The organism is Paenibacillus sp. A14 (genome assembly GCF_036864815.1).
GTDB classification, from domain to species: Bacteria; Bacillota; Bacilli; order Paenibacillales; family Paenibacillaceae; genus Fontibacillus; species Fontibacillus sanfengchensis.
In genome coordinates this window covers 312,393-327,206 of record NZ_JBAGJD010000005.1, presented here as the reverse complement: position 1 = coordinate 327,206, position 14,814 = coordinate 312,393, and the positions used below count along the sequence as shown (strand labels likewise).

Annotated in this window: 16 protein-coding genes; 2 read left to right on the top strand and 14 right to left on the bottom strand. The window is 55.0% G+C overall.

Annotated elements, in window-relative coordinates; genetic code table 11:
* Positions 1–75 precede the first annotated feature (75 nt).
* The 4 genes from V4U88_RS15970 to V4U88_RS15955 all read right to left on the bottom strand — a co-directional run bounded on the left by V4U88_RS15970 (position 76) and on the right by V4U88_RS15955 (position 2,471).
* Positions 76–231 carry a hypothetical protein gene (locus tag V4U88_RS15970; RefSeq protein WP_334074239.1) on the bottom strand — a complete coding sequence of 52 codons (156 nt, stop codon included), beginning with the start codon at positions 229–231 and terminating at the stop codon, positions 76–78.
* A 233-nt stretch (positions 232–464) separates the two neighbouring features.
* Entirely contained in the window at positions 465–677 is a 213-nt protein-coding gene (locus V4U88_RS15965; RefSeq protein WP_334074238.1) for a DUF378 domain-containing protein, read from the bottom strand.
* A gap of 169 nt (positions 678–846) precedes the next feature.
* A complete protein-coding gene (locus V4U88_RS15960) occupies positions 847–1,521 on the bottom strand; it encodes a lysozyme inhibitor LprI family protein (protein ID WP_334074237.1) in 675 nt (224 codons plus the stop codon).
* Positions 1,522–1,700: 179 nt separating this feature from the next.
* Positions 1,701–2,471, bottom strand: a complete 771-nt coding sequence (locus V4U88_RS15955; protein WP_334074236.1) for a sporulation protein — start codon at positions 2,469–2,471, stop codon at positions 1,701–1,703.
* A gap of 118 nt (positions 2,472–2,589) precedes the next feature.
* Here V4U88_RS15955 and V4U88_RS15950 point away from each other — a divergent pair, with 118 nt between their 5' ends.
* Positions 2,590–3,219, top strand: coding sequence for a spore coat protein (locus V4U88_RS15950; protein WP_334074235.1), 630 nt, complete (start codon positions 2,590–2,592; stop codon positions 3,217–3,219).
* A gap of 54 nt (positions 3,220–3,273) precedes the next feature.
* Here V4U88_RS15950 and V4U88_RS15945 read toward each other — a convergent pair whose 3' ends face one another.
* The 8 genes from V4U88_RS15945 to V4U88_RS15910 form a co-directional block, all read right to left on the bottom strand.
* Entirely contained in the window at positions 3,274–4,692 is a 1,419-nt protein-coding gene (locus V4U88_RS15945; protein WP_334074234.1) for a DUF5808 domain-containing protein, read from the bottom strand.
* Positions 4,693–4,709: 17 nt separating this feature from the next.
* Positions 4,710–5,096, bottom strand: coding sequence for a GntR family transcriptional regulator (locus V4U88_RS15940; RefSeq protein ID WP_334074233.1), 387 nt, complete (start codon positions 5,094–5,096; stop codon positions 4,710–4,712).
* 371 nt (positions 5,097–5,467) lie between these two features.
* Positions 5,468–6,442 (bottom strand): response regulator, encoded by a 975-nt coding sequence (locus V4U88_RS15935; protein ID WP_334074232.1) that lies wholly within the window; start codon positions 6,440–6,442, stop codon positions 5,468–5,470.
* Positions 6,443–6,445: 3 nt separating this feature from the next.
* Complete coding sequence (locus tag V4U88_RS15930; RefSeq protein ID WP_334074231.1) at positions 6,446–7,735, bottom strand: ATP-binding protein; 1,290 nt, start codon at positions 7,733–7,735, stop codon at positions 6,446–6,448.
* A 92-nt stretch (positions 7,736–7,827) separates the two neighbouring features.
* Positions 7,828–8,478, bottom strand: coding sequence for an amino acid ABC transporter permease (locus V4U88_RS15925; protein ID WP_334074230.1), 651 nt, complete (start codon positions 8,476–8,478; stop codon positions 7,828–7,830).
* A 27-nt stretch (positions 8,479–8,505) separates the two neighbouring features.
* On the bottom strand, positions 8,506–9,156 hold the full coding sequence (locus V4U88_RS15920) for an amino acid ABC transporter permease (RefSeq protein WP_334074229.1): 651 nt from the start codon (positions 9,154–9,156) through the stop codon (positions 8,506–8,508).
* Positions 9,157–9,225: 69 nt separating this feature from the next.
* Positions 9,226–10,029, bottom strand: coding sequence for a glutamate ABC transporter substrate-binding protein (locus V4U88_RS15915; protein ID WP_334074228.1), 804 nt, complete (start codon positions 10,027–10,029; stop codon positions 9,226–9,228).
* A 71-nt stretch (positions 10,030–10,100) separates the two neighbouring features.
* Complete coding sequence (locus V4U88_RS15910; RefSeq protein ID WP_334074368.1) at positions 10,101–10,829, bottom strand: amino acid ABC transporter ATP-binding protein; 729 nt, start codon at positions 10,827–10,829, stop codon at positions 10,101–10,103.
* Between the two features lie 280 nt (positions 10,830–11,109).
* Between V4U88_RS15910 and V4U88_RS15905 the strand changes: the two genes are divergently transcribed.
* Positions 11,110–12,144, top strand: coding sequence for a CdaR family transcriptional regulator (locus V4U88_RS15905; RefSeq protein ID WP_334074227.1), 1,035 nt, complete (start codon positions 11,110–11,112; stop codon positions 12,142–12,144).
* Positions 12,145–12,187: 43 nt separating this feature from the next.
* On the opposite strand, the gene V4U88_RS15900 is transcribed toward V4U88_RS15905, so the two are convergent.
* The gene (locus V4U88_RS15900; RefSeq protein ID WP_334074226.1) at positions 12,188–13,324 is read right to left on the bottom strand and encodes a glycerate kinase family protein; all 1,137 of its coding nucleotides are present in this window, start codon (positions 13,322–13,324) and stop codon (positions 12,188–12,190) included.
* Positions 13,325–13,346: 22 nt separating this feature from the next.
* On the bottom strand, positions 13,347–14,648 hold the full coding sequence (locus tag V4U88_RS15895) for a GntP family permease (RefSeq protein WP_334074225.1): 1,302 nt from the start codon (positions 14,646–14,648) through the stop codon (positions 13,347–13,349).
* Positions 14,649–14,814: the final 166 nt, after the last annotated feature.

The window sequence follows — 14,814 nt, the reverse complement described above, 5'->3', positions numbered from 1 at the left end:
AAATTCTAACGGCCGCCACGGCCCCTATTTCATATAAGTATGGCTGTTTTGGTCGAAATGATGGTAAATAACGGTTCACACGACCGTTAAAATCCCAATACGTGATTCAATCGCAACATAACGGCTCTCACGGCCGTTAGACTTCCTAACTGCAGAACCTTGTTTAAAGGCCGGTACTTTTTTGCGAAGTTCTTTAAAAGCGATTAAGGCATCAAGCTCCGTTGTAATCATGTGTCAGGGTTAATGCAACGCTAGTGCTTTTTCCAAAGTCTAACGGACGCAACAGCGCCTATTTCCGCAACCCTTGGCAAAACGGCCGATTTTCTGTCAAATAGCCGCTACGATTTCCGTTAGATTTTGAAAATGGTCTTCTGGGCAGAAATAGGCGCTATGATTTTCGTTATAGATGGACACCGCACTAAGAAAAAGCGCCCTGAAGGGTGCCTTTTCAGTAGTGTAGGTCATTATTTTGCACGTTCTCCGTTGCTCACATCGTTAAAAAACTTGAGTGAATACAGCGCACAGATGCCGACGATCACATAAACGATTCGGGACACGGTGGCGTCCTGGCCGCCAAAGAGCGAAGCCACCAGATCGAACTGGAAGAGTCCGACCAGAAGCCAGTTTAAACCTCCCACGATCAGTAAGGTAAGAGCAATGATATTTAAGGTTTTCAATCCCGTCCACTCCTTATAATGTGTAACTGCATGTTTATTAGCAACGTACCCATTTTGTGGATAGGTTATGCGTTTATCTAAAAAGAAAAACAATTTCCGCCGACGCAGAGGAATGAACATAAGGGAATAACGCTCGGCCACCGAAGCGTTATCCCCTCTTTCTTTTCCTTTATTTCATAAAGTTTTCGGCCAGCTCGTAGCATCTTTTCTTGGTTATTTCGGCCTTGGTCGCGGCCAACTGCAAAGCTTCCATGGTCCCTCCCTCGAATTCCTCCGCCGCTTTCGCCGCGGCTTCGTCCCGCTCGGTAATCCACTTTCGCTGTTCTTCCTTCAAATCCTTCATGGCGCTTTCGGTAAGCTGGTTCTTCAACTCCCCGTAAATCTCATTCAGCGCCGTATCCCATCGCTTGTAAGTTTCGTCCGCCGCCTGGGTCATTGAGGCGGTGGTCCCTTCCTCGTTGAGTTGATCCAATTCCGACAGTCCCTTTTCGATCTCATCGAGCATTTCGAGAGCATCCGCCTGGGTCATTTTCTGAACGCCCGGCTTTTTTCCGGCCTCAGCCGGTTCTTTGCCTTGGGCCGGACCAGTATTGTCTTTCGTTCCTGCCGCTCCCGGGGTGTGGCTCACACTGTCGCTGTTTTTGTCCGCCGACGGGCTCTTCGCCGGGGCGCTGTCCGCCGTCCCTTTACCAGCGCTGTTCGATGCGGCGCTTCCCTGATCCGCCGGCGGACTTTCCTGTCCGGACGGAATGGGGATAATCTCCGCTGTCCCCTCATTTTTGGTCCCTCCGCAGCCGGACAAAAATACGCAAGTCAACAACGTTAGAATAACTAGTTTTTTCAATATCTTCACCTATCCTTACCAATTTTTATCTTCATCACATTTATACGACAGCAGTTCATTACCTGAAACGTTACGTCAGTAAGGAAGGTTGCATGTTTCTTCCAAATAGCCAAAAAAAGTGATAAAAGCCCGCTCCTCAAGGAACGGGCCTTCAATCCAACACCTATTGAAAAAGCGGCTTAACTAAACCGGGAAATGCAGGATTGAATCATCTGCGGCAAATTCGGGATATCCCGTTCCGTCACAAACAGGCTGATTTTCGTTTCGTCCATATCCATGGCCTCCGCCAGGAATCCGCTTAATCCTCTTGCCCTCCGGTCGATTTCCATAATGACTTTGACGCCATCCGCTTGCGGCAGAAACACCACTTCAAGCTCATCCAGCCTTTGGCGGTTCGCGCCATTCACGGGCACGAATTCGAACTCCTGCACAAACGGCAGGCGATTGCGGAAAATGCCCGATGCCTGTTCGCAATTGGCGTAGTGCAATTGAAAGCCCAGGGAATGAACCGCATTCAAAAAGGCGGATACCAGCGGTGTTGGAGAAATGGCGATGTAATCCCGGTCGGACGAATCGACGGCGTTTTTAATATCCAGCCCCGTTTGGACCCAGACGCGGGTTTTTCCCAAAGTGAGCGGGGTATCCAATGGCAGGATGAAGGAAAAAGGAATGTCTTTCTCTTCGTCCGGTTTCAGCGTAAACGACCGGGTAAGCTGATAGCTTCCCAGCTCCGCATGGGACGTAATCGTACTGTCATTGGATTCGCGTTCATAGGTCGTAAACAATTTAAGAAAAATACTATCGATCGTCTGCTCGACATTACCTCCCTTAATGCGGACAACCCCCTCAACGGGTTCGCCAGGGATCAACTGGTCGTGGTAAAGCACGGTATCCACCTTGGCGGAACCGATTCCAACACTGGCCAGCAATTTGTTTACGAATGACATCATACCCCTCGCTTTCAATAATTTAGGATAAATATAGCACAAGACGACGCATAATTGGGATAACCTTTGAGCAAAATTTTGAAGTAAATAAAATTAACAGTTATGGAGGGTTTACCAACCGATGAATACTCTTGGCGCACATGAGGTTATGGAACTGCATGAAGTAATGAACGATGCCATTCACGGATTGAATACATTGCAGTTGTTCCGCCCGCACGCAAAAGACCCGCAATTGCAAACGATGATGAACAACCACCTGCACGCCTGCACGATGGAATACAACAACCTGGTGCAAATGGCTCATCAATTGGGAGCTTCCGAAGCGATGCCGGCCCGCGCCCAAAAAACACTGCCGGATATGCGGATGAATCCGGCCGATATGTCGTTCCAACCGATGTATGGACTACGCAATCCGCAAACCCAAACCCCCGCCCAAAGCAGCGATCAAATCGATGACATGGACGTAGCCCTCTGTCTGATTACGTGTCACAAGCAAACAGCCGCTTTAAAAATGAAGGCCACCCTGGAAATGGCCAACCCGACGCTGCGCCATTTCATGCAAACTTGCGCAAACAAATCGGCGGACATGGCTTATGAAGGCTTCCAATACGCCAACCAAAAGGGATACTATCAAATCCCGACGTTGAAAGACACGACGATGAACACCTACATGCATTCCTACGGTACCGCTCCAATGATGGGCAACCTGGGCAACCTGGGCAACCAACAGTCCGGTCAGCAATACATGTAGTGCGCTGGTCGCCGAAACCCCAGCTATAAAAGAAGCCGCCCCAGGCGGCTTCTTCTATTCTTTCTCTCCATTATTTTTTCCGGACGCGACACGCTCTTTCAACTGATCATACAATTTTTGTGTCAACACCGGCTCCTCTTCATTGTAAAAAATATACCCTTCCTCCAGCTTGATCCGGATAAATGGGGGACGGTCCTTAAAAATGTACAGCCTGGCATCGCCCAAACCCTTCAAGCGGAAATGACCGCGTGCATGCCGTTCGGTCGCTTCCCCGTTGATCTTTATCCCTGATGCAGGCAGCTCGTCGACAAGGGCCAATTCCCGGATGTCTTCCGCACGGAAGTCGTAAGAATACATCGGATAATCGATTTCAATGCGATTTTCCGCGGAAAACCGCAGTTCGGGCGATATGAGTTCGGAACGGATAAGCATAAAGGAAACTCCGACAAGCACCGAGGCGGTCAGACCGAGAATGCCCCAGACGAGTATTTTTCCGGTCAAGGTCGCAGTGTTAACGGTTTCGCCCAGCCCCACTCGCTTGGGAACGAAAATACTCTTGTCATAAGGATTATGATAGGTAAACCCGTTGGCCCAGTACTCATCGTCATCCGTTACAAGGACTTTTCCTTCCTGAGCCAGCACATCCCGCTCAAGCGTGCGGATTCTACGGTAGGCGTACATTACCATCGCGCAGGGCACCGCTGTGAACAACAGGGTAATCGCCACCCAGTTTGCGGCCATTCCGGCACCCGCGCGAAGCGCGAGCAAAGTGATCAAATAAAAATGGATATTCTCCACGATCGCAACCGCAAGCCATAATAAAGAGAGCACTCTCCTTCTGGCCTGATTCAGACCGATATTTATTTCACTGTTCTCGCTGTACACTTTGGCTCTGGTTCTTCGCATCAGCAAGGAGACCAGGAAAAGCAAGGCCGTGACAACGAGTCCACCGGAGGCGATGCCGAGAAGCCGGATTTCCTCGCGGGCAGCCAACAGCATTATTCCTGTGGCCATGGCCACAGGAAGGACAAACAGCCACAAGGAAGCGGACTTCCGGTTTTTCAACCGGGCCACCCGCAAATCGCCCATAACCACCCGCTTCGGCCCCACAAACCAGTCCTGTTCGCGCTTTAAAGCCAGCATCTGCCGGAACGCCTTGCGGAAAGGCAGGGCCATAACGATGAGAAAGACCGGCAACCACATCAAAAAGCAAACGATCTGATAGGCCATATGGCCGCGAAGGAGCAGCACGGGAACAAACATCAGCACCATGCCGAGGCCGGTCATCCTGAACCGCTTGCGGAAACCGGCTTGAATCCTTGCCGTCTCCGGATGCTCCATCGCATGGGCAGGCAATGTCACGGCAAACAACATACCATTATGGTATTTGGCCTGCGGACCATATGTGGCAAGGAGTACGATATAACAGAGCAAGGCAACGCCCGATAACAACACAGTAAAAATAGGAATCAACTCATTTCATCAGGGAATTAAAGTTGATAGCTCATTTTCGAAAAAATCCGTGCGCAAAGCTGCTGAAAACACGATTGGTCAACTCCCCGGATCGTCGCTTGGGCGATAAGCAATTCGAGCTTTTCCTCCAATTCCGCTTCCGGGGCGGAATCACCCTTACGCCGCTGTCGGGCGTTCACTTTGGCTCCATGGCGGCGATCAATCGCAATGTATCCTTCCTGTTTCAGCAGCGCATAGGCTTTATTGACCGTCATCGCGTTGATCCCCAGGTCGTCAGCCAACTGCCGGACCGTGGGCAGTTTCTCCCGCTCCGCCAGTTCCCCGGTAGCAATCCCGATAATAATCTGATTGCACAGCTGTTCATATAAAGGAGTCTCGTTATCCAAATCCAATGAAATCAGCATGGACGGGCACCTCCCAGTATGTTGGTTTTTTGTATTATATATATTAATACAGATAATACTTAAAATCCAGATCGTTCCACTTCGCCCTTAGGTCCGGCGAATTCGGAGCTGCCGACGGCCTGTCCTCGTGGCAGTCTCCGGCTCCGGTATTCTAACGGACGCAGTAGCCGCTATTCTTGCAAAAAACGCCTTTTCCGAAATCTAACGGACGCCATAGCGCCTATTTTCCGCCTTTCCTGTTCGGACGGCCAAACCTTGGCTAAATAGGAGCTGGTATTTCCGTTAGGTTTTGACATCGGCCTCTCGGGCAGGAATAGCGGCTATTATTTCCGTTGAAAAAGTTGAATCTCGCCTCTCCCCGTCTCCACGCTTCACTCCCGCAGTTGCTCCTGCACCTCCAGGTACAGCACCTGCAGAAATTTCTTGATGTTCACCTTTACTTTGCCGTCCTTGCGCCCTTGTTCCAGATCCTTCATCTTTTGGCGTACTTCCGCAAAGTCAAAATAGAGCGGCGCGTAATATTCGAACTTCGGGTGGCCGTAGTCGGTCAGCCCGAGGGAGGCCAGATGGCTGATCCCGACGGTCAAGGCGCGGCGCAAGCGCTGCTCGATCGCCTTGATTTCCCTTTCGGGGTCGGCCGAATCCCGAGTTCCGCCGGTACCGGCCACGGCCCGGTAGATCTCCCGCAGCGGCGGAACCCCCGTTCCAGGCCCCTCCATCAGCCATTCCAGAATCGCGATGATGTCGCGGCTTCCGCTCTCGCCGATCATTCCCATGCTCATCAGAATGGGCTGCACGGCGTCCTTCACGGTTCTGCGGGCGACGGAACCCCTCATGGGAGCCGGGCCGCCGGCAGCTTCTCCGGCATATGGCCTGCCGGATATTATCCCGGGTCCCTCCGACACCGCCAGCGCCCGCTGCATTCCCTCCAGCTTCGCCAGCGAGGAGCGGATTTCCGTGAGATAGCGGTTCACGTTCCAACGCTCCGACACCTTTCGCAGCACCGCTTCGACCTCGATCCGATTGATCGGCTTGCGGATAAAGAACTCGATCCCCGTCCGGTACGCGCGCCCGACCATGTCCTGATTTTCAATCTGCGAAATCATGACATACTTGGCCCCGCAGCCGCGGCTTTGCAGCAGGGAGATCGTTTCGATGCCGTCCTGGTCGGGCATCAGCAGATCCATCAGCACAACGTCGGGCGACTGTTCCAGAATCACGCGGGCGCCTTCCGCGCCGCCTTCGGCCATTCCCACGACCTCGCCGAGTCGGCTGCCCTCAATGATATGCTGAAGCATCCGCCGGGTGCCCCGGTCATCGTCCACAATGCAAAAAGAAAGCGCCATCGTTCAATCCCCTCTCTTGATCGAGATCGTTGGAATCGCTACTTCAAACACCGTCCCCGGTCCCGCGACCGGAGCTCTTACTTCGATCCGTCCACCAAAAGCATTCACAATATCCCGGACATGCGACAATCCGATGCCGGTGGCCGCGGCCCCCTCCTCATCGAATTTCGTCGTAAAGCCCGGCTCGAAAATAAGTTCCCGATCTCCCTCCTCAAAGCCTCGGCCGTTATCCTGCACCACGATCCAGGTCCGGCCCTGCGCCTCAAAAATCCGCAGCCCCACCGTTCCGCGTCCTTCGATCGCCTCCACCGCGTTCGCCAACAGGTTGTTCAGCAGCGTAAGCAGCGGAATATAACGGTTCGTCCGGTAGTTGGCCGTCACCATTTGCTCGAACACGATCTCCTTGCCCAGCATATGGGCGTATTCGCCGTTGCTCTTGAGCGAAAACTCGGCCATCTGCGCGAGCCGCATGTCGGCAGCGGCGTCTTCTTGCTCGGACAGCTTCAGCAGCCCGGCCAGAATTCGCTGCGAATCCTTCTTCACCTCGTGAATCTGCTGCGTGATATCCAGCAGCCGCCTGGCGTGCGCGATCCGTCCGTCCTGTTTAAGGTCGCGGTACAGCCCATAGCTCTCCGCCGTCAGCCGCTCCACCGTGTCGACCGATTTGCGCAGGTAAAATACCTCGCCATACAGCCCCGAGCCGAAGCCAAGCATCTGGTCAATCCGCCGCTGCTGCTCCGCCTGGACGGCGCGCATCCGGTAAATCGCCATACTGCTGTAGATGCCGGTCGCGAAATACGTTCGGAGCACGGCGATCAGGGACAGGTACGCCCACTCGCTCAAGTGGAAGGAAGAAGTGCCGAGGACGAGCATGCGGGTCAGCAGTTCCGCCTCATTGGAAATAAAGTCGGCGCAGGCCGACGCGCCGCCGAGCAGCAGCGGATGGACGCGGTCCAGCCGGCGCACGAAGGATAAAGCCGCCCCGAAGGCGATATAATACACGGCCGCGGAAATATGGTTGCAGAAGCTTTGAAGCGGGGGAGCGTGATTCGGCCAGAGCACATCCAGCGCCACGCGAAACAGCAGGACGACGGCCCCCGTCGCCATGCCGGTCTTCAGGCAAGGGAGGTCGCGGAGAAGGAGGAGGAACAGGAGAAAGGCGCTGCTCCCCAAGGCAATACGAAAAATATCGCCGTCAAACGGATTGATTTTAAATTCGCCGGCGATCGCCGTACCCGCAGCCACCAGGAGCATCCGGCCTGCCCGGTGGCGAAAAAAAGGCCCCGTCTTCATCGCTTCTCATCCCCCGCCGATACGTTGGAACTATACTAGCATACTCCCGATTTTTTTCAATAAGCACTCTGACATCGGGTGTAACGGCGGGGTTAAACCATCTTGTTCTCCAGCCGCCGGGACAGCAGGGACAAAACGTAATTGACGATAAAATAAATGACCGCGCAAAGCAGCAGCACCGGGATCGCATAATTGTAGCTGTGCCCGATAATAATCTGGGCATTGTGCATCAGCTCCGCCAGGGCGATCGCCGTGGCGAGCGAGGTGTCCTTGAGCAGGGAAATAAACTGGCTCACCAGAGGCGGCACCATCCGCCGCAGGCCCTGCGGCAGGACGATATGGCGCAGCGTCTGCACCCCGCTCAGTCCCGAGGAACGGGCGGCTTCGATCTGCCCTTTGGGGATCGAGTTCAGCCCGCCGCGGACCACTTCGGAGATCATCGCCATCTCGAACACCGTCAGGGCCGCGATCGCCGCGCCTTCCGGTCCGAGCTGAAGCCCGAGATCCGGCAGCGCGAACCGGCTGAACAGGATGATCAGCAGCAGCGGCAGGTTCCGCAGCAGCTCGACCAGCACCGCCAGGACGGGCGACAGCACCGGCACCCGCGCATACCTGGCGATCCCGATCAGGCAGCCGAAGGTGAAGCTGAGCGCGATAGAGATCAGCGCGATTTTCAAGGTCATCCACAGGCCGTCCAACAGAAATACCAAAAATTCGCCCGAATACGCTCCGGCAAAATCCATGCGTTTCCCCTCCTTTCTTATAAACGCTTAATCATGCCTGGCCAGCTTCCGTTCCAGCACGCGGGAGCCGTAACTCAGCGGCAGCGTGATGATCAGATAAAACATCGCGACGAACAAGTACGTATTGATCGTGTCGAACGTCTCCGTGGCGACCACGTCGCCGTAATACATCAGATCGAACCCGGCGACGATGCTCAGGACGGAAGAGTTTTTGACCAGGTTGATAAACTGGTTGCTGAGCGGCGGAATGACCAGCTTGATCGCCTGGGGCAAAACGACATGGACCATCGTCTGCACATAGCCGAGCCCCGAGGAACGGGCCGCTTCCGTCTGACCGGCGGGCACCGCCATAATCCCCGCCCGGATCGCCTCCGCGATAAAAGCGGACGTGTACACGGCCAGTCCCAGCGTCCCCGCCGCAAAGCCGCTTAAGGTCACGCCCATTGAAGGCAGCCCCAAATAAAACAGGAACACGACCAAGAGCAGCGGAATGTTGCGAAAAAACTCCACGTACCCCGTCCCGAACCAGACCAGCGGACGAAGCCAGGTGATCCGGAATACGGCGATGATGACGCCGAGTACGAAGCTTCCGGCCAAACCGAGCAGGCTGGCCCAAATCGTATTGAGAAAGCCGCGCAGAAACGGTTCCATATTTTCGGTCAATACGGTAAAATCCATCGATGTCTCACCCCCTGGATTGAAGGGAAGGTTAGGCGGTCATTCCGCCCCTCCTCCCCTGGAACTCGTTTACTCCGCAGGCTTCTTCCCGATCCATTTCTCGTAAATCGCCTCGTACTCTCCGCTCTCCCGCATCGCTTTCAGCGCGTCATTGACCGCTTGCACCAGTTCGGCGCTGCCCTTGCGGAAGGCAATCCCGTACGGCTCATCGGTGAACGGTTCCCCGACGACCTCAAAATTCGGGTCCTGCGCCGCCATGCCGTACAGAATCGCATCGTCCGTCGTCAGCGCATCGCCCTGCCCCGCTTTCAGCGCGCTGAAGGCATCCTGGTAATTGTCGAATTCCAGAACCGTGACGCCGGGCACCTTTTCTTTGATATTTTTCACGGAGGTGGCGCCCTTGGAGCTCATCACCTTGGTCTCCGCGCTCACATCCTCAATCCCCCGGATCGGGCTCCCCTTCTTCACCAGCAGCGACTGTCCGGCTTGAAAATACACGTCCGAAAAATCCACTTCCTTCTTCCGCTCCTCCGTGATCGTCATCGTGGCCACGACCATGTCGATTTCCCCGTTATTGAGCATCGGAATCCGCGTCTTGGACGTCACTTCTTTAAACTCCACCTTGCTCGCGTCGCCCAAAATCCGCTTGGCCAGTTCCTTGGAGATGTCGATGTCGAATCCCTCCACATTCCCGGAGGACGGGTCCTTCAAACCGAACAGCTTGGTGTCGAACTTCACCCCGACGACCAGCTTGCCCCGCTCCTTAATGGCGGCGAGCCCGCCTTCTTCCTTTTTGCCTCCGCAACCGGCCAGAACGGTCATCATCAAGCACGTCGCCAGGCCGAGCGAGATCATTTTCCAATGTTTTTTCATGAATTCCCTCTCCTTTATCATCAAAATAGCCTCTCCGCCTGCGGACCCCGCCGCCGGGCAAAGCCCCGATTCTAGTGGCTCAGCAATCGGCCGAGGAACGTCTTCAGCCGCTCTTCCTGCGGCCGGTCGAAAAACGCCTCCGGCTCGCTCTCCTCGAGGATTTGACCCTGGTCCATAAAAACAACCCGGTCCGCCACCTCGCGGGCGAAGCCCATTTCATGGGTCACGACGACCATCGTCATCCCCTCGCGCGCCAGTGCTTTCATCACGTCCAGCACCTCGCCGACCATCTCCGGATCGAGCGCCGAAGTCGGCTCGTCGAACAGCATGATTTTCGGCTTCATCGCCAGCCCCCGGGCGATCGCCACCCGCTGCTGCTGACCGCCGGACAGCTGGGACGGATAGGCGTTCGCTTTGTCGGCGATGCCCACCTTCTCCAGGTAATACATCGCCGTATCGGCCGCCTCCGCCTTGGACAGGCCCAGCACTTTGATCGGTGCCAGGGTGATGTTATCGAGGACTTTCTTATGGGGATACAGGTTAAAATGCTGAAACACCATACCGATATCCCGTCTGACGCGATTGATGTCGATCTTTCGGTCATGGATCTGTACCCCGTTTACCGTCAGCAGGCCGCTCGTAATCGTCTCCAGCCGGTTGATGCAGCGCAGCATCGTGCTTTTTCCCGAGCCGGAGGGGCCCACGACCACAACCACTTCCCCTTCCTCCACGGACAAATTGATGTTTTTTAACACATGAAAATGCCCGTAGTGCTTCTCCACCTGATGAAATTGGATCAGTTTGAGTCCCTCCCTTCTAAAAACCGCCATATGCCTGGACCGATGTTATGATTTGTTACGTAGTAAACCCACCGTACAGGAACGACTACGGAATCCTACGGCATCCTACGGAAAAATCCGTTAAAAATTGTGATAACCGTTTGTTATGAGGGTGATAAAACGGGAGGAAAGCGCTGGCAATAACGCCCTGTGGGAGGTTTGCGCCTGTGGAAGGGTTCATTGAAAAATCCGGGCCGGATGCTTACAATCGAACCAAGAGATTTGCAGAGGGGATACAGCAATGTATGAATTAACGCCGGTTCAGGCTCAAAACATAGTGGACAAGATGATGAAGGACATTCCGTATAACATCAACATTATGGATCATACGGGCAGAATCATCGGCAGCGGAAACAAGGAACGGATCGGCACCCTGCATCATGGAGCGGTAGAGGCGATCCGGCAAAAGAAAGGCGTCGATATTACGAAGGACGAGCGATTCGTCAAAAAAGGCATCAACCTGCCGATCGAATTGAACGGCCGCATTGTCGGCGTGGTGGGAATCAGCGGCGAGGTGGCGGAAACGAGGCCGTTCGGGAATCTTTTGCGTTCCGCGGTGATCCTGCTCATCGAGCAGAGTATGGCCCTTGAGCGGGAAAACCTGAAAAACGCCCTCAAGCAGGAGTTTTTTCAGATCATCACCGATCCGGAGACCGCCTATACCAAGGAACTGGCGGAGCAGGCCTCGGTATACGGGATCCAGTTGGCGAAGCCTTCCCGGATTATATATATGGAAGCGCCGGATGAAATGGCCGAGGAGCCGGTTGCCGAGCTCGCTTCCTTCAAGCCGTCCGGCCACTCGCTCTGCCTCGTCATTCAAGAGGACGGCCCGGTGGAGGCGCTTCAGGAGCGAATCGCCGGCCTGTATCCGGAAGCGTTCATGACCGTCAGCCACCGCAACGAGACGGTCGCAGCCGGATACAGCCAGGCCAGGTTGGCGATGCGCGTGCTGAAGGGGGTCTTTTTTCAGCGAAAAAGACTGGCCTATGCCGAGTGCGAATTCATCGCGGATATGGCGAAGCTGCAAAAGCAAAAGAACGACCCCAAAGCCGAAAGGCTCGCTCATTTGCTCGAGAAGAACGAAGAGCTGATCCGAACGCTCCAGGTCTACCTCCAGTGCAACCTGAATGCCAATGAAACGGCAAACCGGCTCATCATCCACCGCAATACGCTGAATTACCGGTTAAGCCGGATCCATAAAACGACGGGGAAAGATCCGAAGAATCTGCTGGAGCTTGTGGAGCTGTTGTTTATGCTGGTTTACCGGGCAAAATAATAGGACGTCCGCCGGATTCGGTGGACGTCCTTTTTTATGAGTTCTATTTTAACAAGCGGGCGATGCTTTCCGCCGTACGGGCCACATTTCCCCGGCCCCGCGCAAGCAGGCTTTCGAGATCGGAGGCTCCGGGCACGATGCCGAAAATGGCGTCAAACCCTTCCTCGTACAACGCCTCCACATCTTGGCCCACATACCCGGCCAGGGCGATCACCTTCATCCGTGGATTCACGCTTTTGGCGGCCTGGGCCACCCCGTAAGGCGCTTTGCCGAACTTGGTTTGGAAATCGATACCGCCCTCGCCCGTAAAGCAGTAATCCGCCTGCCGGAGTTTTTCCTTCAAGCCGGTATATTCAATCATGATTTCTATGCCCTTCTTCATCGTCGCCTTGGTGAAAGCGAGTAGCCCGGCTCCCAGTCCGCCTGCGGCCCCCGCTCCGGGAACGTCCGCCACCTCGATTCCCAGCTGCTCTTTGACGATCCTGCTGTAGTGTCTCAAATTGTGGTCGAGAACCTCCACCATCTTTGGGGTGGCTCCCTTTTGCGGGCCGAACACCGCCGAGGCTCCGCGCTCTCCGCAAAGCGGGTTCGTTACATCGGACGCCACCAGAATGTGGATGTCCTTGAGCCCCGGGAGCACGCCGGACGTATCGATCCGCTCCAGTTCGCCCAGGAATCCTCCGCCCAGCGGCAGTTCCTCGCCGGATTTATCGAGAAACCGATATCCAAGCGCCTTGGCCATCCCCGTGCCGCCATCATTCGTGGCGCTTCCGCCGATGCCGAGAATAATTTCCGTAATGCCTCTTTGGAGGCAGTCCCGAATGAGCTCCCCCGTTCCGTAGGTGGTCGTAATCAGCGGGTTTTTGGTCTCCTTGGTTACATGGTGGATCCCGCTGGCGGACGCCATTTCAATAACCCCCGTCTTTCCGTCGCCCAAAATGCCGTATTGTGCAAGCACCGGAGTGCCGAGCGGGCCGGTCACCTCCTTCTGAATCAAAGTGCCGCCGGTGGCGTCGATCAGAGACTGGACGGTGCCTTCTCCGCCGTCCGCCATGGGGACATGGATGCATTCCGCGTCGGGGATCGCCCTTTTGATCCCGGTTTCCATCGCCTCGCACACTTCTTTTGCCGTCATGCTTTCTTTAAACGAGTCCGGTGCCAGTACAAATTTGGTTGCCACCCGCGTCCACTCCCTTGTCTTTTTATAAAATAAATCCGTAAAGCACAACCGCTACAATCGTCATCGTCAACCCGACCATACTTTCGAACAGAACGACCTTCATTCTGTCCTTCATGCTCATGTTCATCGCGCCCCGGGTCACGTGGAAGTAAGTGCCGTGCGGCAGATGGTCGATGACCGTCGCCCCGGCATGCGTCATAACCGCGGCGGATAAAGGCGCTACGCCGGTATTCAGAATCGCATGGGAGAAAGAACCTGTCGCCAAGATGACGCCGGTAGACGTCGAGGCGGTGGCCGCGGCCATCAGCACGCCGGCGATCGGAGCCAGGAAGGTGCCCGACAATCCCGAAGATTCGACAAGCGCCACCACTTGTGCCGGCAGGGTCGAAGCGGTAATCAGGCCGCCGATGGCCCCGGCGCCGATGATGATGAGAATCGTGGGGGTCATCCGGTTCAGGCCGGCCCCGCAGTAATCCAAAATTTTAGTGCGCTTGCCCAATGCCAGCGTTCCGACGATCCCCGCAAAAGGCAGGATGAACAAGGAATCGATTTTTAACGAAGCCAGGGCGTCGATACCGAGCATCGAACCGATCGGACTGATCATGAGCAGCACGATCGCGATGAGCGGGGTGACCAAAGCTTTCGATAAAGCGGGAAGCTGCGTGGCGTTGGTTTTTTCCAATTCCTCGACTTCGGCATCCGTCACTTTAGTCCCTTTATATTTGATTAAAGAAGCAATGATGACAGCCACAGCCACCCCGAACAGCGCCGGGATCAATCCGCCGATCATAACCTGGTTCACATCCAGCTGAAACCCGCCGGCCGCCGCAATCGTGTTCGGGTTCGGGGAAATGATGTTCCCGGCCTTGCCGCCCCCCGATAAAGCGACCAGCATGGCCACTTTGGAATAGCCCATCTTATGACCGACCGACAGAGCGATCGGGGCGACGATCAGTACCGCAACGGGGATGAAAACCCCTACGGCCGTAATAATCATCGTGGCCAGGGCCAGCGACAACATGGCTTTCGTTCCCCCCAGCTTGTCCACAATGACCTTGGCGATCGTTTCCGCCGCTCCCGACTCCATCATCACCCCCGCGAACACGCCGGCCGCGATGATCCGGACGACCGTGCCCATCACGCTTTGGGTTCCGGAGATCAGGATGCCGACGGCTTCCGCAAAGTCCGCCCCGCCGATAAAAGCGCCTGCAATCGCCCCCAAAATCAACGAATACGTGGGTGCGAGCTTTAACAAAATCAATATAATGGCCAGCGCCAAACCGATCAACGCGCCAATCCAGCTTATCTCAATTGCTGCTGTCATGATAGTTCCTCCTTGTCGATTTTCTTCTCTTAACCGGTTTCTCTATTTCCGGCTTCTCTATTCGCTCTTGTAGTAAGTTTCACATGTACTGGTTGCCGAATTAATGCATGCCGTCTCTATGCGCTTCGTTTTGCAACCCCTTTCATCTATCGTTGTAAAGCCCTTT